Here is a 21,792-nt window from a genome sequence, read left to right on the forward strand (position 1 = left end):
ACCAAAATGTGGATAAATTTGTAAAAGCTGTGGATAAGTTATTTGCATGGAATTTCGAGCCTTTCTAGTTAATTTTAATTCACAATATTATGGGTTATCCACAAACTCCTGCAATAACGCAGATTCTTAACAACATTATTTCAGGGCGATTTTTGGAGAACTAATGAAGAAAACCGACCTCAATGATATTGACGAGCTCCGGAAAAGTTATATAGGGATGCGTGATGAAATCGGCAAACTTATCATCGGTCAGAAAGAAGTGATCGACCAGGTCCTGGCGTGTCTGTTTTGTAATGGCCATTCTTTGATAATAGGGGTGCCGGGCCTGGCAAAAACGATGCTTGTCAATACTATCGCGGACATCCTTGCCCTTACATTTAACCGGATCCAGTTCACCCCTGATCTAATGCCCGCCGACATAACCGGCACGCAGGTAATTGAGGAAGATCTGAGCACCGGCCGAAGAAATTTCCGTTTTGTCAAGGGGCCTATTTTTGCAAATGTCATTCTGGCCGATGAGATCAACCGCGCTCCACCCAAAACGCAATCGGCTTTGCTGCAGGCAATGCAGGAATACAAGGTCACTTATGGCGGTGAGACACACAGTCTGTCCTTGCCTTTCTTTGTGCTGGCAACACAGAACCCGATCGAGCAGGAGGGCACTTACCCACTGCCTGAGGCACAGCTAGACCGCTTCATGTTCACGATTTTCATAGAATATCCATCCTCAGAGGAAGAGGTCGAGATCGTCCGGACCACAACTTCGGCTTATGAGGTCGATCTGGAGAAAGTGCTCGACGGGAGCAAAGTCCTCCGTTTTCAGAAACTAATAAGGAAAATGCCGGTTGCTGATGATATCATCGAAAAAGTGGTCCGGCTGGTTTCCTTGACCAGGCCGAATCATGCGAGTGCTCCACAAAATGTGAGGAATTATGTCAGTTGGGGCGCAGGACCACGTGCTTCCCAGTATCTCATCCTGGGCGCGAAGGCCGTTGCTGCCCTTGACGGTCGGTACTCACCAAACCTCGAGGACGTTAGAAGCGTTGCCCGGCCGGTATTGAGGCACCGGGTCATCACCAATTTCGCCGCCGAAGCTGAAGGGGTGAAGTCGGACAACATAATCGAAGAGCTTCTGCAAGCTCTCTGATTTCAGCGTGGTCTATTTGATGATTATTGAAGGATTCAGATTGAACAAGACAGTAAGTACTCCGATAAATACAAAATAAATCACGAAAACACGCTTCTCACTGAGAGGCTTCTGGATGCATACATGGCCGCTGGCCAGACCCAGGGGGATGCAAATGGCAAAGAGCAATGAATATTGAAGTATGACTGCCACGGAAACGTAGGATAGTAATATCAGTACAGCATTTACGAGTCTCCCTCTTTCAAGTCCAATCAAGGTAAACAGCGTCGTTGTGTCTGTTCTGCGGTCACCTTGATAGTCTGCAAGGTCTCGGAAGTTCAGGGCTAGAAAAAGAGGTACCATGATGAATAATGACGCTCTCAGAGGAAATGATAGAAATGGCCTCGATGCTTCGTAGAGACTGTATCCGGCGATCGCTGCGAGTAATGCCCCCAGCGCAAGCAGGAATATCGATAGTGGATAGAAGCGTTTCAGCCGAAATGGTTTCGAGGAATATGCAAAGTGCAGGATATTGCCGAGTATGACAATAAGCAGGGTGCGGTAGCCGGTACCCAGTGCCAGCAAAATGGAGATCACGAGGCACACTACTGCAATTTGCAGGTATGCCCCCACTGAAACGTATCCGCAATTGATCGGTGTGCGTCTTTTTACTATCGCATCAGCCCTGACGTCGTTGACGTCGTTCAGAATCACCGAAGCCTGGAAGGAGAAGAATACGGACAGAAGAATGAGGCAACTATTCAGTAAATAGATCGGTTCGTTGAATGTCTTTGCACCCAGAAAGATACCGAAGGCGGTCGGAAAAAGATAATGTACTGCGATATATGGCCTTGAGCCGAAAAACAGACAGCGGATGATCCTAATCATTTGTCAGTATCCCATCAAGTGCGATTCTGGCCTGGGTAAAGCCAGGATTGACTTTCAGCGCGTCCGAATACATGTTTATTGCTTCTTCATTCCGGCCAAAAGCTTGCGCGATCAGGCCAAGATTATAATACGCCTCAGCCTGGAGCGGATTGATTTTCAGCGATTTCCTAAAATGATCCTCAGCTTTCTTATATTCCTTTTTCATCATATAGATGGCGCCGAGATTATTGTACAGTGCATCAATATCAGGATCGAGGACCAACGCATCGAGGAACGCCTGCTCGGCTTCAGAGAGATCACCTTTGGCATAGTACGCCATACCCCTGCCTGCATATGCTAGTGTCGACCGTCCATTATCGTATATTGCTCTGTCGTACTCTATTATCGCTTCTTCGTAATTACCTGATTGTAGAAAACAATCTCCCCGTATCTGGTGAAATCGTGCCCGGTGCATGCCGTGCTTTTTCCCGGCAAGTAAGAATGCATCCATCTGTACTTCTGAACCCCTACGAGCCGCTGCTTGAGCGAGCAGGGTAAGGAATTCAGCGGGTTCGATATTTTCACTTACAGCATGACGATATAAACGGTCAGCCTTATCCTGCATGCCTTTTTGCATGTACGCTTGCCCCAGGGAGAGTATGGTTTCGTAATCGAGGCGGTCGACTGCCTGGAGTATAGCAATGCCTTCATCGCTTCTACCTTTATGAAGATATGATTGACCGAGTCTCTTTCTGATCTCATCCGTTTTCTCGAATGAATAGGCGATCTCGTAATGTCTTATTGCATCGCTATGATCACCGTTGATGAAATAGTCCCAGCCCGTGATTTTGTGGCCATGCGCTTCAATTCTGGCATGGTCATAGGGGATGATACATGACAATGTGGTTTCCTGGAAGATGATTGCGAATCCAGCGATGAAGGACAGTACAGAACCTACTCCGACAGTCATGTATTTCGACAAAAAACGGTTGGAAATTGTTTGCTCCAGCTTTGGAGCGAGGTAGGTGGCATAAACGAAGTACGAAAGAATTACAAAGAAAAAAGTCAATCCGATCGCGAGTGCTGCGAAAAGAGCGGAAATCGACAGAAGGATGAATGGGAATGATGATTTGTCTCTGATCGAGGCCAGCTTTGCCGTATGAACAGTGAATAGCGCAGCGAGTAAGATAAGATAGTGTATCGGACTGATAAAGATGAATGGGAAATATGGACTGACCAGGACGACGGCGTAAGCAAGGCCCAACAGCGTGCCGATGATCAGCAGAAGGGATTTTCTGATTTCCAGTATGTCGTGGGCAAGTTCACGATCGTATTTTCTCACGACAAACCAACCGATGACGACTGTCGAACAGATGAAAATGATCGAATAATTCTGACTGTCAACGTTCAGTATGCCGGCGGAGATGATTGTTCGGTAGTGTAATTGGGTAAACCCTAGAGACGAAGGGATCTGCGCGATCGTGTTGGGCAATGCACCGTGAATGAAAATGATCAAATATGAAATAACGGGTGCAATGAGGGTTTTCAGGATACTCCTCGTTTTTGTGAAGACATACATGCTGGCACCGAAAAGGATGGCTACGATCTCGATGCGTTGGCCCCAGCTCGCCTGGAGCAATTCCTGTCTGAAGTCAAAGAGTCGGTAAATTTGTGTGAATTCTTCGATTCCTTTCAAATAGGTCAGTGTGTACCCGCTGCCGCGTGATACGATTATGTCGATGAAAGGGGTGATTACGATCACTGACAGACCGATAAGCAGGGGTTTCGCGATGATATCCGGCTTTTCTTTCGTCATTAGCAGGAAGAAGAAAAGGAACCAGATGTAGAGTGAGATGTAGAATAGCGGGAAATGTGAGAAGATCATAAAAAAGGAATTTTCAGTGATGGGGGAGAAGCCGAATGTCTGGGTACCTTCGAACGCGCTCTCAAAGATATTGCGGACAGTTATTATGGAAAATAGACCTATGAGTCCGAGGTGAAAAGAATACTTTTCTTCTTCGAGTCTATTGATTATTGATTTAATGCTTGCACCTCTTTCTGTGCAATAAGAAAAAGGGGGAGTCACCTCCCCCTTTTGCGTGGTTCTTTTTCTATTCGAGAATCACTTTTCTCGTGGCGTCGACATCATCGTATTCCAATTTTAGGAAGTACACACCTTTTGGTAAATCGGCGCCTACATTGTCTTTACCGTTCCAGGACACAGTGTACGTGCCCGCGGTTTTGTGTTCATGGACCACCGTTGCGACATGTTGGCCTATCGCGTTGAACGCACGGATTGAAACCATTCCACTGACCGGAACCGTGTATGAGAAACGGGTCATGGAAATGAACGGATTCGGATAGCTCGGCCCCAGAAGGTTTCTTGGCGCGACGATCTTGTTTTCCTCGACCCCGGTATTTGACCAGGCATCAAAATAGACATTGTCGCCGCCTTCACCGACGTAAGCGAGCGCCGGAACTCCGGGCGCCTGGAAGGTCTGGATCGGCCTTGTGAATTCGGGCACCGAGTCATTGAACGTGTCTGGCTGTGCCCAGCTGCTGTCTGTATCCCATACAGTAGTATGTATGATCTGTCCGGTCCAGGTTGTGTCGTTCTCAGTAATTATGAAGCTGAGGTATGGAGTGTAGTGGGTAGCCGAATCGTAAACGACGATGCTTGGCAGAACTTCGTGCTTGAAGTAGGAAGACACGAACGCAGGTGACGACCATGCGCCGCCTTCGTCTTGTGTCCAGGAATACCACAGGTCATAGTCATATGGTGTGCCAGACCAGCGCCTCGGCCAGACGACCCAGGCATCGTCCGTGCCATCGTGAGAAGCCGCGATCTGTGGGCCGTGTTTAATTAACGTATCGGTTTGAACGACCTGAGAGCTAGCCCAGTTGGTACCGTAGTTTGTGCTGACGCGGGTTTGTATGTTCTTGTTGCCACCGGTCGGTCTGTAGAGATAAGCCTCGAAAATGGTACCGCCGCTGCCGTAGGTGATGTCCGGATAACCGGACCCGCTAAATTGAAGCTGCGTGGCTGCTTCCCAGGTTGTGCCATAATCGACCGTGCTGGTCCACCAGATTCCGTCCTGACCTGGACCCCCGAGAGATTTATGGTACGCGCAATAAACATAGTAGCCGGACGGCCAGTCTGCCCGGTCTGAGCAAACCGAGTAATTGGTGACTGTGTCTGCGGTGCTCTCGATCCCCGTGCCGCTCAGCGTGCCCGTATCGTCGTACCTGGCACCATAAAGATTACCGTTGCCCAGGGAATTGCGGACGATGATGTGGTAATAACTGCCGGTTGGGCCATGGATGATTTCGGGTTCATATACCGCAGACGGCGTAGTGAAAAAGAAGCCGTGTTCGTATGCCCAACTCAGTCCGTTATCTAACGAGATGAATACCCTCACCAACGAGTCAAGGCATGCGACAACTGCGCGGACCGTATCACCGCGGTGATAATCAACCGATATCGCTTCGTCATCAACGTCTGCAACCATAGCCCAGCTGTTGTAATTGACCTGTCCACTGTATATTATCTTATCATCACCCCATCTCAAGAGCGGGTCGTCTTCCGGCTTAACATTGATGACGTCTGGGAGCCTGTATTCATCCGCTGGCAGCGACATGCTCTTGTATTCTTCGAGCAATTTATTGTAGGTTTCCATATCCTGATTCTTTCTGGCTTCCATCAGGCGCTCGACAAGCGGATGAACTTCAGGAAAAAGGTCAGCGCCGATCGCTGGTTCAGGATTCTGTATGGTGACGTCATCGGAAATGTTCTTCTGCGGCGCTGCAAACGCAACTGCACATATTGCCAACATAATTACCACTTTGTTCATTGATCCTCCTTGTAGTACGTGAAAAACAGACTGTAACTTGTTTGCCCCAATATCACCCCCTTTTGTTTTTGATGTATTTTTTACTATTTGATTATTATATTGAACGAGGATTAAATGTCAAGATTTTTCTATGGTTTCCTGTCAGCAACGGGTGTGCAATATCGTGCGATATTATTACGGTACACAGATTTCGTTTTCCTTTTATTCTCGATGTATAGGTTTTGCAGATATTTTGAAGTAGAAAGGGACAGCATTGCTGTCCCTTTTCTCTATTCTGGTGAGTGCATACAATGCACTCGGTTGTTGTTATCTTACAACGGTCATTGTTTGGGTACCGACACCCTCAGGAGCTTCTACTCGCACAAAATAGATGCCAGCAGAGATATTTCTGGCTTCAATGTTGACCGAGTGGTCACCCGCCGTCATTGTCTGGTCGACGAGTGTATTGACCATCCTGCCTGCTGCATCATAGAGCGAGACGCTGACATGTCCTGGAGTACGAATCGTGAATGAGAGCCTTGCTATGTTTCGGGATATGGTAGGTGTCAAGAGCAGGTTTCTGATGGACGGTTCAGTTACGGGATATTCCTGTACTGCCGTGTTCCAATAATAGTCAAACCAAATAGCATTGTATCCACAATAGACTATCGCGCCGCCGCCAGCTGCTAGCACGTAGTTGACCGATGGCGCAGTGCCAACCTTGGACAGATGATCGCTGAGATTTTGAGTTGTGGTCCAGCTTCCGTACTGGCAGAATTGATAATCGACCCTTGTATCTGCCATGGTTGTCTGCGTATTATACACTGCGCGCGCCTGATTTGCGGCGTCCGAACCAACCAGGAGCTCAAAATATTTTTCATCGCGTGCCGGGTCGTTGGCCAGGTCTATATCAGGGAACAAGCTGTCATTGCGCCACGCGATGCCATCGTAGGAGTAATCCCACACAAGATTCCAGTCGCCGGAGTTGTTAAGGTTCTCTTCGGCAACCACCCATGCCGTATCACTGTCATAGAAACCGGTGATCTGGCCGTTGACATCATCCGAAAGCCCGCGGAAATTATGGGTGTGAGGCGTGATTCCTTCCCAACCGGCAAAACCCTGGTAGTCATTGCCTTTTGAGTAGGTGACAGGACCATTGTCCCAGACGATGTATGACCAGATTTCAGGCGCCGCAAGCATCCTGATATCGGGGTTGTGCACTGTTTGACCACTGAGCACATTGTAAGACGAGGTCCATGTGGCTCCATAATCGCTCGATGCCCTGAATCTGAGTATTGTGTCGTACACGCAGTATGCCATGTACATGTATTCCGAGCCAGGCAGCTCGAGTTGATCTAATGCCGGATCGAAAACAAATCCTGTCGTAACCTCGACCCAGTTAGTCGTTCCGGCAGTTATGTTGTATCTCAGCAACCAGATATCATCGTCCTGGGCATTGCACATCACAAAGATGAATGTGGAATCACTTTCATCCTCAAGGACGACATCGATATTATAGATCTCTGTTGTGTCGTCGACCGATGCGTCGAGGATCCAGCTCCAGGATTCTCCGTTATTCGTTGACCTGCATATCGTGATGGAAGAATTAGCACTGATGAGCGGTCCCATATACTTGTAGACGACATATAGCGTGCCGTCAGATGACTTGAGGAGTTTGCTGTCAGTTGCAAGCGTGTCATCGATAACCAACACATCCGTTCCCCAGTCAGGATTGGTCCCACTGCCATGTCTCTCTGTTTGTATGATTCCAGGGATCCGTGTGTTGGATGTTACATCACACTCAGCGTTGTAAGGTACAGTGGATTCGATGTATGGCGTACCTCCAGTCTCGATCAGTGTTCTGTCTCCCGCCTTTACGGGGGCAGGGGTTACTTCACTTACACCGTAGATTTCCTGATCACTTGCTGGTTGTGCGATGCTCATCGCAGTCAAAGCCAACACGCTAATAACAATATAAGACACATACTTCATTTTGCTCCTTTCTGTTGATTGATCACGTGACCTATTTCTATTCGTTGTGTTTATCCATCACCTCCTTCCCCTTTGAAGATACGCATGATCTGATATGTCAAATCAAAACACGCGTTTTTATACATTATTACTCTCTGCGCCAAAACAACTCTAAGATTATAACGAATTTTTGGGTATGTGTCAAGCTTGTTATGATGCGCGAATATTCAACATACTATTTGCAGATGCGTAAGAAAATGGGGCGGTTTTGCCGCCCCATTCCAATGATTATTCTTGGTTTACGGTCACGGTGCTACATCATAAAAGACAAGACCGGACACCAACTTCGGGTAGAAATCAGTAGATTTCTGAGGCATGCGCTCTCGGTTCTGCGCGACTTCCTTTACCTGTTCGGGTCGGGTTGGATTCATGAGTAGTGCTATCTGGAATTCGTCCGAATCAACTTTCCTCATCGTCTCTTCGGCTCCCCGTTCGTATCTTACGTGATCCTCGATCTTGTCGGGTTCCACGCCGAGTACTTTCTCGATCAGGAGTGTATGCAGTATCGCCACATCAAGATTACGGTACTCATCACTTCGATCGGGCATTACTTTTTCCATCACATCATGTGATTTCAGCCTCAAAATGTAAGCAGTGATATGGCTGTAGAATCCGAAAGTCCCGAGATCGGAAGCGGCCAGCTCATCTACGATGTGATCGCGGTCGGTCTTCTTAATATCAAAATACTCATTCGTTTTTTTCAGAAAATCTTCGAGGTTAAACCCCTCGAGGTTTCTTATAAGCCGGTGGGTTGGCAGGATTACCAGACCAGGATCTTCTATGTTCACGAGGGTGATCAGCTTGTAGTTTGCCGGATGCTCGAGGTCGTTTCCTTCTAATTCACTATGGTAATTGTAGGCCGTTTCATAGCGGTGATGACCGTCCGCGATTACGAATATGGAATCTTTGATCGCCGCGGCGATTTTCTTTATGGCCGCAGGTGTATCCACTGCCCATATCTTGTGGGTTACACCTTTTTCGTCGCTTACTTCAAGCAGGGGTTCTTTTTTGCAGTACTTATCAAGTGCTTTGTTGATGCTATTCTTCGTATCCGTGTAAAGCAGAAAGACCGGTTCAAAGTCCTTCTGGGTGATCCTCAACAGGTTAAGACGATCGGCCTTGGGTTTTGAGAGCGTTTTTTCGTGAGGCAGGATATTACCTTTACCGAGTTCTTCAAGGCGCACAAGGCACATGAATCCCTTTCGTTTATACGTCTTCTCACCGACCGAGAATTCCTGCCAATAGGGATAGATTGCTGCTTTGTTGTCCTGCACAAATATCTCATTCTTGAACCAGTCGTCATAGAACCTTTTCGCATCTGCATATTCCTTCTGTCGGTCGTGTCCCTCTGCATATTTGGTCAGCACCAGCCTTACATAATTATACGCACTCTTCTCCTTATAATCTCTCTCCATCCGGTCGGTTATCTGGTCATACGGCTGAGTGACTACATCGGCGAGGTTTTCTATTTTTTCGAGATTGTATCTAATTCCCTTGAATGGTTTTATTTCAGGCATAAATTCTCCTTCTAGTATTTACCGTTTGAACGTGGTAAAAGCTATTATTGTCCAGCGGACAGAACTGCTGCTATGCCCCTTTTAGCGCATCCCTCACAAGTTCAGCGATCTGGATGCCGGCGCGCAACTGTCCTTCGGCCGTCTGCGCACCTATATGCGGTGTCACAATAGCCTCATCAAGGCTGAATAATTTGTGTTCTTTTGCAGGCTCGTTCTCGTATACGTCCATTGCCGCGATCCGCACCTTGCCGCTTTTTACCGCGTCATAGAGTGCGTCTTCATCAACAACGCCACCTCTTGCGCAGTTTATGACTACCACGCCATCTTTCATTTTTTCGAATGCCGTCTTGTTGAGTATGTGAGTAGTTTCGTCGGTCTTCGGTATGTGCAGCGATACGTAGTCTGCCTCCTTGAGCAGTGTATCGAGATCTGATATCTGTGCTTGTTCGTGCGTTTTGATATAGGGATCATAGGCGAGTACTTTCATACCCATGGCCTTGGCCCTTTTTGCCAATTCAGTACCGATACGTCCCACTCCGATGATTCCCAGAGTCTTCCCAAAAAGCTCAAAACCCTTGAATTTCTTCTTCTCCCATTTGCCGGCTCTGGTTGACGCCGTTGCCTGCGGTATCCGTCTGGCTGCGCTGAACATCATACCCAGTGCAAGTTCGGCAACTGATATGGAAGTCGCGGCCGGTGTGTTGACTACCTTGATGTTCTTGTCTTTTGCCGCGGCGCGGTCAACGTTATCGAGACCGACTCCAGCGCGGCCGATGACCTTGAGATTTTTCCCGGCATCGATCACATCCTTTGTGACTTTTGTAGCGCTGCGGACAATGATACCGTCGTATTCGGGGATCACCTTGATCAATTCTTCCGGTGCAAGTCCTGTCTGTTCGACGGGCTCGATATCTGCACTCTTCAAAATCTCTATGGCTTCCTTGGCAATTGGATCTGATATCAATACTTTCATGGTTGCCTCCTTAGAAGATAGGATAAAATTCCTAAATACCTAAATGCCTTGACGGTTTGCCAGACGTCCAGTCATTTGGTGAGTCATTTTCATGCGTCCCTGTGTTCTCTACAATTTCAGGATTTCTTCGATATTCCTGATGACTTCCTTTACCTCGTCGAGGGTCAGGTCTCCCATGTGAGCGATTCTGAAGGTTTGCTCTTTGATCTTACCGTATCCATTGGATATCGCATAACCACGCTTGCCGAGTTCGGTGTTGAGATCCGCAACGCTGATATTCTTCGTGTTGTTTATGCAGGTTACCGTCACCGATTCGTAACCCGGTTCCGTGTAAAGACTGAAATGCTTTTTCGCCCAGTCCTGGACATAGTGAGCCATTTCGAGATGACGTTTGTACCTGTTCTCCATTCCTTCTGCCTTGATCTTGTCGAGTTGCTTGTCCATCGCCCACATCAGACTTATCGCCGGGGTCGTCGGAGTCTGTCCCTTTTTGTCGAAATAATCCTTGAGGTCGAGAAGATTCAAGTAATGGCCCTTGCCGCTTACGGTCTCTGCTTTTTTGAGAGCCTTTTCACTCACGATACCGACCGCCAAGCCAGGTGGCAGTGCAAAACACTTCTGTGAAGAAGTGACACACACGTCAATACCCAGTTTCTCTATCTCTATCTTATCGCCCATTAACGAACTGACGGTGTCAACGAGCAGCAATACATCAGGATATTTCTTCATCATTTCGGCTATTTTTTCGATTGGAGCTCTCGTTCCGGTAGAAGTTTCGTTCTGCACGACGGTTACTGCTTCGTATTTCTTCGTTTTCAATCTCTCTTCGATCATTTCCGGCTTCACTACTTTACCCCAATCAAGAGCAATCGCGTCCGCATTCCTGTCGCATGCTTTGGCAATCTTGAACCATCGTTCGCTGAAAGCGCCATAAGTACAGCATAATACGTCCTTGCTTACACAATTCCGGATCGCGGCCTCCATCAAGGCAGTGCCTGATGCGGTAAGCACGGTAACGAAATTATTTGTTTCGAGTAACTCCTTCAATTTAGTGACCATTCCCGTATAGAGTTCAGTAAATGCTTTCATGCGATGCCCGATCATTGGTTGCGCCTGGGCATTGAGAATATCTTCCCTGACTTCGGTTGGACCTGGAATAAATAACTTCTTATGCATCAGACCTCCTTTAAAATAGTTCCACTAATTTCCGTTGAATATCAAGTTTGAACAAACTTGATCCATATCTCTCTGGTTCTCGGCCCGTCGAATTCGCAAAGAAAAATACCCTGCCAGGAACCAAAACCGAGCTTTCCTCCCTCAATGAATAGAGTTCTCGATGAGCCCATAAGCGCGGCTTTTATGTGGGCATCCGAATTGCCCTCGGTATGGGCATACTTAGCGTTATGGGGTATCAGCCTGGCGAGTGTTTCAATTATGTCGTGTTGTACGGATTCGTCGTAATTCTCGTTGACCGTGACGGCCGCCGTAGTATGCGGGCAATATACGTGGATCAGCCCGTCAGTCATCTTGGATTGACCGACAATCTTCTGGATTGCGCCAGTTATGTCAACCATTTGCTGGCGTTCCTTTGTACTTACGCTTATTTTCTGGACCATCTGTAAATTATACAAAACCGAACCCATTTGTCAACGGGGATACGTCTCATCTTGACACGACAGATTGGATGATTATCATTATTCTAATGAAACATGTACGGTCTGTGAATTGGTTCAGAATACTCACGCAGGTCGATAGAATCAGTTCAAAGAAGCACACTCTTAAGAAACTCACTAAGGGCATTGAAAAAATACTCAGCGGGAATTTAAAAAATACTAAAGTTTTCGTAATTATCGGTCATGGCGGAAGCGCAAAAACTGCAGAATCCAATATGGGCAGAACCATCAAAACCGGCTCATTTGTCGATGACTTCGCCGCTCTCGTAGTTAGTAAGAAGAAGAATGTGACCGTGAACAAGAATCTGGCTGTGTTTTGCAGGAGTCATCGAATAAAACCTGCGCACCGCAATGTTCGCAGCGTGTTCGGTGCACCGCTTCAGCATCAGAGTAAGGTATACGGTGCAATCATCCTCGAGAATGTAAAAGACGTGAATGCATTCAAAAAGGAGGCGGAAAATACAGTCGGCATGATTGCGCAGCGGCTTGCCGCGGAGATAGCTTATGACCGTCTTGCCCAGGAGAATAACCGACTTGAGCAAGATATCAAGGATGCATGTTTGACCGACCCGTTGACCAACATGCCGAATCGTCGCTTCTGTGATCTGATTCTTGATATGGAATTCAGGAGGGCAAAGGGGTATACCCGACAGCTCAGCCTGGCTCTGATAACGCCTGACAATTACCGCAGTATCAGTTCAAAATACGGTAATGCCGCCGGAGATTCATTATTATTGCATGTGGCTGCTACTCTGAAAAAAAATGTCCGCGATACCGATTTCGTAGGGCGATTCAAGGATGACGAATTTCTGGTGTTGCTACCCGAAGCAGTAAATGAAGCGGCCGTGAATGCGGCTGAGCGTGTGCGTGATGCTTTTGAATGTGCGCCCTTTGCCGTGAAGAGATTGGGCAGAAAGAAGGTGACCCTATCGATCGGCGTGGTCACTTACCCAAGTAGTGCAGAAACACTGATCGCACTGCTCGAGCACGCCGGCAAAGCGCTTAAACGCGCGAAACAGGTTGGCCGAAATCAAGTTGTAGCATTATAGCATAGTGCAATAAGTGATCAAAAATAATCGAAAGGAGGGATTGATGAGAAAGGTTTTCACTTTGAGTATGTTGCTTACTCTGATGCTGCTATTTTGCGGTGGCCCTCAAGAAAGCCCCAAGGCAGAAACCGAGAAACCCGAAACAAAGGATGAAAGCAATCTATACTATGGTACTTTGGGTGAGTCAGAACTGCAGAGTCTTATAAAGGCGATCCCCGTATTCAATGCAGAAGTCGAGAAGCTTGATATGGAGTTAGAATCAGCCGAGGGTCCACAAGAATTAGCCGCGATGCTGGGGCAATACTCTACTCTGAACAAGCGACTGCCTGAACTCGACGCAAAACTCAGGAATGCAGGCATGTCCTGGGAGGAGTTCTGGCCAGCTTTAGGTAAGACCTATATGGCCGTAGGTGCAGTGATGATGGATTCGCTAACGATCGCGATGAAGAAAGAGATGCAGGGTGTACAGGAAGATATGCTTAAGGAAATGATGAAGAATATGGAAGAGGCTAATGAGGTATACAAGCAAGTTCCTCAAGGCAACAGAGATCTGGTTAGAAAGTATATAAAAGAGCTCAGCGCAGTAATGGATTAATACCCTATTCATGAGGATCTTTCTGGGGCACGACGGCGAAAACCGCCGTGTCCCATTTGTATCAGCATAACACTGTCCGACGCAGGCACCATCTGGTATGAACAAGAATATAATAGAACGTTTCATTGACAGAGTCGAGAGCCATTCCCTTGGACTGGCTGGCTTTTGCGTTATTTGTTGGGTTTTCCTGCGGATTTTTCTTGAGGGGATATTCGAATCCTATCACTACATTGGTTTTTCACCATTTTCATATAAGATGCTTCTGACCTATTTCGTACATTTCCCGCTATTCTATTTCTGTCTATTTCTTCTTTTGGTGATTATCATATCCGGGCTAATCAATGAACCTGTCAGAAATGTGACCAAGACTGCCAGCATCGGGCTCGTGATAATAGTATTTGTGCCACTAGTTGACCATTTTGTCGGTGGCGGATACGCGATCACCTATCCGCTCCGTTTGGAACCTTATCTTGTGAATTTCCTGAATCCTTTTGTTTCACTTGTCGACATCGGTGTGTCACCCGGACAGCGTGCTGCCGTGTTTTTGATATCTTTTCTGATCGGTATTTACGCTTTTTCGAAGACGAGAAGACCAATACGTTCCATCTTCATGTTCCTGATTAGTCTCGCGGTGATCATCCTATTCGGAGGGCTCACGACGCTACTGGCTGTCAACCACCCTGAATCTGTCTATGTCCCAGGCGGCATTCTCTATACAGATACTCAGAAATACTGTGCGTTGTACATGGTGCTTTTCTCAATACTTGCTTTTGTTTATTTGTTTTTGCTTAACGGAAAGTCTGCGAGAGCGTTACTCTCAACCTTACGGTTGGAGCGTGTTTCTTTCTATGGTGGAATGGCGGTCTTCGGGTTTGCGGTCTCTCTGCTACAGCGAGGTGTAGTACTAGAGGCAGGCATATTCAACTATGCCGGTATCTTGACGATATTTCTGAGCCTCGCTTTTGGATTTTGGAGCCTCCAGGTATGCAATGATCTCTTCGATGCAGATATCGACCGCACAGTTGGCAAGAAGAATCTTGTTCTGAGCGGTATCACGGGTGAGTACTATTATTCATTCCTTGTTTTTTTGTTTGCATGTGCCCTGTGCTGTGCTCTGATCATAAACTTCCAGGCTTTTCTTATCCTCCTTGCATATCTTGTGCTGGGGATCGTATATTCCATGCCTCCGGTACGGTTAAAAAGAATTCCTGTAGTTTCCACTTTTGTGATCGCTGTTGCCGTTTGCTTATGCATTGGCCTGGGTTTCTCTGTATACTATGGTGGTCGCGCATTCGCCGGGATCCCCGGCAGGGTGTTGATCCCGACCCTGGTCGGTGTAACACTTGGCTTTATTGCCAAAGATATTGGTCATGTGGAAGGTGACAGGTCTCAGGGAGTGATCACAGTACCCGTTCTGCTTTATGACCGCGTACGTTTGCCGGGTAGGATTCCTGTCGCTATGTTGGTTAGCTCCAGCTATTTGGTCTATGCCTTATTCATTCCGCAATCTTTTCCGGGTGCGCTTCTTTGTGCATCAATTACGTTCCTGTATACTATTGCTGTTAAGAAGACCAGTGAAGTATTCTATTTCTTAATGCTCTATGTTTTTGGTGGCTATCTGCTCTATGTGCTGTTAAGCGTATTGCCTTTTTGAGTTGACCGTGCGGAGAATTGTTTCCGTCAGACCTTATTGACCAGCGTTAAGCACGGGATAAAATATTGTGCTTGAGAGGAGATGTGATGAAAAAGATTGGGTCGATAGTAATCGTCTTTTCGTTGCTTTGCGCGGTGATGTATGCCCTTGAATATATAGAGTTCTCTAATGGTCTCCAGAATCCACAGCTTGAAGCAGGGCGGACCGAGGTTGAATTCGTGGATATAAATGCAGACGGCAATATTGACATCATATCCATTGGAGATCATGGGTCACCGTATGTCAATACCCAGGAACACGGTATAATGGTCTGGTTTGGCGATGGTGCGGGTAATTGGGACGTATATCAAAACGGTAATTTTGGCTATGGTGGTATTGCGGCTGGTGACCTGAACAATGACGGGTACCTGGATGTAGGCTACGGAATGCATCACAACTATTCGGGTAACGATCTGGGTGATTCGATCCTCGAAGCTGCACTGGGAGATGGGACCGGTCAGAACTGGCTGCCGTGGGATGACGGCATCTCGACCGGCAATCCAAATCAGTGGGGAATGTTCTGCACCGATTTTGCCGACGTGAACAACGATGGTTTCCTTGATCTCGGTGCTAATTCCTTTGGTGCCGGCGATGGTGTGCATATTTTTCTTAATAACGGCGACGGCACCTGGAACCAGTGCTTTGGATTCCTGGGCGGGAATTCAACAATGGATTTCTGCTTTGGGGATGTCAATGCCGACGGCAACGTGGATTTTGCGGTTGCGCATGAATACGGCACGGTTTATCTGGGTGACGGTGGCGGCGGTTTCACGGTTGCTGATGGGAACTTGCCTTCGGGAAGCTTACTCGGCCGGGAAGGTCCCTCACTCGGGGATGTCGATAATGACGGAGATCAGGATATTGCCTTCTGTAATTCTGACGGCGGGGTGGAAGTATGGGCATGGCAGGGTGATAACACGTGGGCAGATCTTTCTGGTTTGTTACCTGTTACTGGATCTTATGAAGTCACACAATTATGTGATATGAATATTGACGGGTTCATGGATATTATTGCTTTCGGTTCAGGAACAACGCGGGTATGGTTAGGCGATGGCACCGGGTACTGGACGGCAGATGCAATCTTGATAACTCCTGCACCCGGCGACTACGGAGCCTTCCGCATTGGCGGAGATGCCGATCACAACGGATACCCGGATATTGCGATTATCGCCGAAGAGGGTGATACATGGAGCGCGATAAATCATTTGAGATTCTTCAAAGAAACGTCGGCTGCGGATAGTCTCTTCGTGTTCCCTGTTTACCCGCGAGGGAGTGAAGTTTTCAGAACGGGCTCGGTGCGCTACATCCTGTGGACTTGCGGAGTTCCGGCCGGTCAAGTCGCTTACCTGAAGCTTGAACTATCCACTTCCGGGCTGTACGGTCCCTGGATAATGATCGCGGACAGCGTGCCTGACAACGGTCGCTATCAGTTCTCAGTCCCCGAGGGTGTTAATTCCACCAGTTGCTACATTCGTTATACTGCGGTTGCATCGATCGACACATTCACCTGCACGACCGCAGCGTCGTTTACCATTTCCGACGGAACGGGAGCGGATTCAGGTGATCTCTACCCAAAAGATACTGGATCTAGGATCTCGGTCACACCATCGGTCAGCAACACACGCTTCTCTGTGCGCATTTCGACATCAGGCCAAGGTGTCAAACGCGTCGTTGTATATGACCGCGGCGGGAATTCAATCCGCGAGCTGCTCGTGGTGAACGGTTCCGGCCAATTTGTAGTACCATGGGACCGAAAAGACGAAAATGGACAATTCGTAGCGGCGGGTACTTACTTTGTCAAGATAGTTGGTGGTGAGAGTAGTCTGACGGCTAAACTTGTTGTGGTTGATTGATCAAGTAGTAGTATACTTCTTTATTATTTCATTCAGCTCTTCTTCCCGTTCGACAAGTACCCTCCGTGACTTGCTTCCCTGGAACGGTTCGACGATGCCTGCAGCCTCGAGCTGATCGACAATACGTCCGGCCCGTGCATAACCGAGATTCAACCTTCGCTGAAGCAGCGATACAGACGCGACCTGGTGTCTGAAGACGAGGCGCGCCGCTTCTTCAAATAGCGTATCGACGGTCATATCTGTTTCTATTTCCTCGACAACTTCTTCGATTTCGGTTTCCGGCAGCTTGGGGTAATACCCCGCATCTATGATCTCGTCGATTTTCTCAACGGCGAGGATATTTGAAAGTGCCCGGCGTTTTTCATCGAATGCTACATCGTTTGTGTTAGTGAATATTGTCCAGAGATCTTCATCGACGATCGCCTCCACAATTTCTTCGAGGTCGCCTTCGACATCGCTCAGTAGTTCACGCAGATACATGCGGGCAATTAGTTGACCGATGCCGCTGACCTCGTCGGCGGCGATGTAGGCGCCATGCAGCCTCACTGGTGTTCCCTTCCCCGGCGGCAAGAAGAGCATGTCCCCGCGCCCCAGGAGCGATTCCGCTCCGTTCATATCAAGGATCGTGCGTGAATCGGTTTTCGACGCTACCTGGAACGCTATGCGGCATGGAAAGTTTGCCTTGATCAGGCCGGTAATGACATCAACCGACGGTCTTTGCGTTGCCAAAACAAGATGGATACCCACGGCTCTCGACATCTGGGCAAGGCGCGTGATGTTCTCTTCGATTTCACTCGGTGCGGTAAGCATAAGGTCGGCGAGTTCGTCAACCACCACGACGATGTAGGGTTTATTCTTGCCTCCCTTTTTCCTCATTTTTTCATTGTAGCCATCTATGTCGCGTACTCCTTCACGGGCAAAATGGCGGTAGCGCATCTCCATGACCGCGACCAACTTCTCCAATTCCCCGACCGCTTCCTTCGGCTCTGTTATTGCTCGGCGCAGTAAGTGTGGTATAGCATTGTACATTGGCAGTTCCAGCCGCTTCGGGTCGATCATCAGGAACCTTACATCCTCGGGGTTCGAATGATACAGGATGCTGGCGATCAGCGTATTGATGCAGACACTCTTTCCGGAACCAGTTGTCCCGGCGACCAGCATATGCGGCATGACCGCAATGTCCTCACACACGGGCTGGCCTGTAATATCTTCGCCGAGAACAATGGCCAAAGGTGATGGATGGTTTTCGAAATCGTCAGTCACCAGACCGTTCTTCAGGTAGACCAGGCTTCTCTCTTTGTTCGGGACTTCGATTCCAACCGCGGATTTCCCCGGGATCGGCGCAACGACCCGGATCCTGGTAGCCTTCAGAGCGAGTGCCAGGTCATTGTCGAGGTTTGCGATACGGTTTACTTTGATACCGGGATCGGGTTGGAATTCAAATCTCGAGATTACAGGACCTGATTCTACTGCGACAACCTCGCCGGTAACGTCGAACTCGGCGAGGCGTCTTTTGAGGATATCCGACTCTTTCTGTAGCTGTGCTGTGTCCACACCGTATTTTTGTGTCGGAACTTGTAGTATCTTCAGGAATTCCTCTTTAAAATCGATCTGCGGCGGGGGTTTTGCTCCAGCTTTAGCTTCCGGCGCCTGTTCTGGCTTTGGTTCTGGTTCCTTCTTTTTCTTCTTCTTAGGTGGCTTGGTGATCTCCTCCGCCGGCTGGATAATTTTTATCTTTGGAAAGACCTTCTCCTTGACCAGCATCAATACGACTACCACGATGCTGAAGCCTAAGATGATATATGTTCCCACCTGACCGAAATAGCTGGCCAGAAAATTACTGATAAGATACCCGAGAATGCCGCCGCTGCGCATGCCGTTGACACTCGTGTTGAGGAACATGGCCAGAAGTGTGTCTGCAATGAAACCGACAGGGATGAAAAACAGCAGCCGGGTGCCGATCTGCTTCTTGACGTCTGAGATCAGAACATAACCGGCGTAGCCGAACAAGGCGGGGATGATAAATATATATAATCCGATGAGCCAGAACAATCCATAAGACGAATAATGACCAAAAAGCCCGCACCAGTTCTTGTATCGTTCACTCGGATACATGAGGAAAGACACCTGCGCAAGAATGAAGAGAATCGACAGGAGTACGAGAATGATGCCGGAAAGTTTCCTTTTCTTCGCTGAATCCAATTCGCGTGCAATGAAAACTAGTATGCCGATTGCTGCGACGAGCAAGACCAGCGATATGATTGTGCCAAAACCGCCCACATCGAATTCTATTGATAAATCATATTTTGTCAATGATTGTTCATAATAAGACTGTGCCAGAACATGGGAAATCGTGCGATTGAATATCTTGATTTTTTTGTTTTTGTATGTATTATTTATGAATGGCGATTGTATATTTGATGGAACTGCAGAAAAAGTACAACGAGGATGTGCTCAAGGTATTTGACCGTCTCGTGGACACCGCAGAAGGCATGAAGGTGGTTCAAAAGAAATCACCAACCGCTGTGAAACTACACGTTGGTGAATCCGGCAATGTCAACTATGTCAATCCGAGGTATGTGAATCGGCTGGCCGATCTGATCGGTGAAGCTGGGGGCAAGACTTTCCTTACCGATACGACAACGCTTTACGCAGGGCGCCGGTTTAGGGCTGATCTGCATATCGTCCTCGCCCGTGAGCATGGATTTGATTTTGCGCCGATGATCATTGCCGACGGTCTTTATGGGGATGAATATGTCGATATCGATGGTGCAAAGATCGCCAGCCTGTTCGGACATATCGATTCTATGTTCTGTGTTTCACATTTTAAGGGTCATCTCAATTGTGGTTTTGGCGGAGCTCTGAAGAATCTCGGTATGGGTTGTAGTGCAAAGGGTGGCAAATTGGAAATGCACTCGAAGTCGAAACCCTACATCGATGACGCGCGTTGTACGCAGTGCTTGACCTGCTTCGACTACTGTATACACGATGCCATTCTCAACGAAAACGACAAGGTAAAGGTCGATAAAAAGGCCTGCACGGGATGCGCGGGCTGCATGTCGGTCTGCCCGGAAGGAGCGATCCGGTTCTCCTGGGATGCAGTATCATCAGACATTCAGGAGGGTATTGCGAGATACGCGGCAAGTGCCGTCAAAGACAAAAAGATATTTTATCTGAATTTCTTGATGAATGTTTCACCGAATTGTGATTGCTTCCACACCAGCGAACCGATGATTTCGTCGGATGTTGGCATTCTTGCGTCTTACGACCCGGTCAGTATTGATCAAGCATGTTACGATCTTGTTAAGGATGCCATCGATAAACTTCACCCTGAACTTGATCCCAGTGAACAATTACATTTTGCAGAGCAATTCGGTGCCGGAGAAAGAAAGTATGAAATCAAAAGTATCTGATCTGAGACACAAAATTAAGCGTCTCGAAACGCTGATCGATACCTCGATGGTCTTTTCTGGTATTCTTGATATCGACGATCTGCTTGACACGGTCATGCAGAAGGCGGAAGAGGTCATGGAAGCGGAGGCCTCATCGGTTTTCCGGATCGATGAAAAGCGCAGGGATCTGTATTTCATTACTGCCCGCGGTGAAAAAGGTAAGGAAGCAAAAGAAATCCGGGTGCCGATGGGCAAGGGTATTGTAGGTTGGGTGGCCGAACATGGCAAGCCGTTGCTCGTTCCCGATGTTCGAAAAGACCGCAGGTGGTTCCGCGGCGTGGATGAAAAGACCAAGTGGGTCACGCGCTCGATACTCGCTGTGCCTTTGATCGCGAAGGGCAAGGTGATAGGTGTCGCTGAAGTCCTGAACAAAAAAGGTGGCAGAAAATTCGACAAGGGAGATCTCGAACTCTTCGCAGCGCTTGGTAATCAGATCGCGATCGCCGTTGAGAACGCATCACTCTACGGTGATTTGGATAGACTCTTCCTTTCTTCGATCCGGGCGATCGTTGAAGCGGTCGACGCGAAGGATCCGTACACGCGTGGGCATTCGGGCAGGGTAGTTGAATATGCACTGCATATCGGACGCGCCGTCACCCGCAACAAAGATAGAATCAAGGAGATCGAGATATCCGCGATCTTGCATGATGTCGGCAAGATTGGCATACCGGATAAGATTCTGGGCAAGCCCGGCCGTTTGACCCGTCGCGAGCAGAATTATATGGAGCGCCATCCGGAATTCAGCGCGGCGATAGTCGAACCGATCGAGTTATTGAAGAAATTGATGAAAAATATCCTGCATCACCATGAACGAATAGATGGTGCTGGTTATCCGGATGGGCTAAGGGGGAGGAAGATACCTCTTGTAGCGCGCATCATATGTATCGCCGATGCTTTTGACGCTATGACCACGGACCGCCCCTATCGTAAACGCAAAAGTGCACGCACCGCGCTCCGCGAACTGAAACGGCATAGCGGCAGTCAGTTCGATACAAAGTTGGTGAATATCTTCATCAACGAGTTCAGGAAGAACAACCTGTCCTGATCTCAGTCGCCCTTTAATATCCTATCTGCGTACTTCTCAATACGGACTTTTCGTATTCTTGAAGGAGAATTGTTCTCTGCCGGAAGAA

Annotated in this window: 16 protein-coding genes; 7 read left to right on the forward strand and 9 right to left on the reverse strand. The window is 48.0% G+C overall.

Annotation, left to right across the window (positions count from 1 at the left end):
- The first annotated feature begins 163 nt into the window (after positions 1 to 163).
- Positions 164 to 1,147, forward strand: a complete 984-nt coding sequence (locus tag OEV79_04645; protein MDH4210716.1) for a MoxR family ATPase — start codon at positions 164 to 166, stop codon at positions 1,145 to 1,147.
- A gap of 12 nt (positions 1,148 to 1,159) precedes the next feature.
- On the opposite strand, the gene OEV79_04650 is transcribed toward OEV79_04645, so the two are convergent.
- The 8 genes from OEV79_04650 to OEV79_04685 all read right to left on the reverse strand — a co-directional run bounded on the left by OEV79_04650 (position 1,160) and on the right by OEV79_04685 (position 11,960).
- On the reverse strand, positions 1,160 to 2,014 hold the full coding sequence (locus OEV79_04650) for a UbiA family prenyltransferase (GenBank protein MDH4210717.1): 855 nt from the start codon (positions 2,012 to 2,014) through the stop codon (positions 1,160 to 1,162).
- Complete coding sequence (locus tag OEV79_04655; protein ID MDH4210718.1) at positions 2,007 to 4,079, reverse strand: tetratricopeptide repeat protein; 2,073 nt, start codon at positions 4,077 to 4,079, stop codon at positions 2,007 to 2,009. The genes OEV79_04650 and OEV79_04655 overlap by 8 nt, the downstream gene beginning before the upstream one ends.
- A gap of 25 nt (positions 4,080 to 4,104) precedes the next feature.
- Complete coding sequence (locus tag OEV79_04660; GenBank protein MDH4210719.1) at positions 4,105 to 5,844, reverse strand: T9SS type A sorting domain-containing protein; 1,740 nt, start codon at positions 5,842 to 5,844, stop codon at positions 4,105 to 4,107.
- Between the two features lie 306 nt (positions 5,845 to 6,150).
- Complete coding sequence (locus OEV79_04665; protein ID MDH4210720.1) at positions 6,151 to 7,815, reverse strand: T9SS type A sorting domain-containing protein; 1,665 nt, start codon at positions 7,813 to 7,815, stop codon at positions 6,151 to 6,153.
- Between the two features lie 284 nt (positions 7,816 to 8,099).
- On the reverse strand, positions 8,100 to 9,371 hold the full coding sequence (locus OEV79_04670; GenBank protein ID MDH4210721.1) for a DUF1015 domain-containing protein: 1,272 nt from the start codon (positions 9,369 to 9,371) through the stop codon (positions 8,100 to 8,102).
- Between the two features lie 70 nt (positions 9,372 to 9,441).
- Positions 9,442 to 10,344, reverse strand: a complete 903-nt coding sequence (locus OEV79_04675) for an NAD(P)-binding domain-containing protein (GenBank protein ID MDH4210722.1) — start codon at positions 10,342 to 10,344, stop codon at positions 9,442 to 9,444.
- A 108-nt stretch (positions 10,345 to 10,452) separates the two neighbouring features.
- Positions 10,453 to 11,520, reverse strand: coding sequence for an alanine--glyoxylate aminotransferase family protein (locus OEV79_04680; GenBank protein ID MDH4210723.1), 1,068 nt, complete (start codon positions 11,518 to 11,520; stop codon positions 10,453 to 10,455).
- Positions 11,521 to 11,561: 41 nt separating this feature from the next.
- A complete protein-coding gene (locus tag OEV79_04685; GenBank protein MDH4210724.1) occupies positions 11,562 to 11,960 on the reverse strand; it encodes a secondary thiamine-phosphate synthase enzyme YjbQ in 399 nt (132 codons plus the stop codon).
- Between the two features lie 86 nt (positions 11,961 to 12,046).
- Here OEV79_04685 and OEV79_04690 point away from each other — a divergent pair, with 86 nt between their 5' ends.
- The 4 genes from OEV79_04690 (at position 12,047) to OEV79_04705 (ending at position 17,207) form a co-directional block, all read left to right on the forward strand.
- Entirely contained in the window at positions 12,047 to 13,066 is a 1,020-nt protein-coding gene (locus OEV79_04690; GenBank protein ID MDH4210725.1) for a sensor domain-containing diguanylate cyclase, read from the forward strand.
- Between the two features lie 43 nt (positions 13,067 to 13,109).
- Complete coding sequence (locus OEV79_04695; GenBank protein MDH4210726.1) at positions 13,110 to 13,661, forward strand: hypothetical protein; 552 nt, start codon at positions 13,110 to 13,112, stop codon at positions 13,659 to 13,661.
- A 97-nt stretch (positions 13,662 to 13,758) separates the two neighbouring features.
- Complete coding sequence (locus tag OEV79_04700; GenBank protein MDH4210727.1) at positions 13,759 to 15,315, forward strand: UbiA family prenyltransferase; 1,557 nt, start codon at positions 13,759 to 13,761, stop codon at positions 15,313 to 15,315.
- 86 nt (positions 15,316 to 15,401) lie between these two features.
- Positions 15,402 to 17,207, forward strand: a complete 1,806-nt coding sequence (locus tag OEV79_04705; GenBank protein MDH4210728.1) for an FG-GAP-like repeat-containing protein — start codon at positions 15,402 to 15,404, stop codon at positions 17,205 to 17,207.
- Here OEV79_04705 and OEV79_04710 read toward each other — a convergent pair whose 3' ends face one another.
- Positions 17,208 to 19,487: a DNA translocase FtsK 4TM domain-containing protein gene (locus OEV79_04710; protein MDH4210729.1), complete on the reverse strand. Its 2,280-nt coding sequence runs from the start codon at positions 19,485 to 19,487 to the stop codon at positions 17,208 to 17,210.
- A gap of 122 nt (positions 19,488 to 19,609) precedes the next feature.
- Between OEV79_04710 and OEV79_04715 the strand changes: the two genes are divergently transcribed.
- A complete protein-coding gene (locus tag OEV79_04715; GenBank protein MDH4210730.1) occupies positions 19,610 to 20,620 on the forward strand; it encodes a DUF362 domain-containing protein in 1,011 nt (336 codons plus the stop codon).
- Positions 20,601 to 21,704, forward strand: a complete 1,104-nt coding sequence (locus OEV79_04720; protein ID MDH4210731.1) for a GAF domain-containing protein — start codon at positions 20,601 to 20,603, stop codon at positions 21,702 to 21,704. Before OEV79_04715 ends, OEV79_04720 begins: the two co-directional genes overlap by 20 nt.
- The last annotated feature ends 88 nt before the right edge of the window (positions 21,705 to 21,792 follow it).

The sequence above is a fragment of the candidate division WOR-3 bacterium genome (assembly GCA_029858255.1).
Lineage (GTDB): Bacteria > Hydrothermota > Tepidihabitantia > SM23-42 > SM23-42 > SM23-42.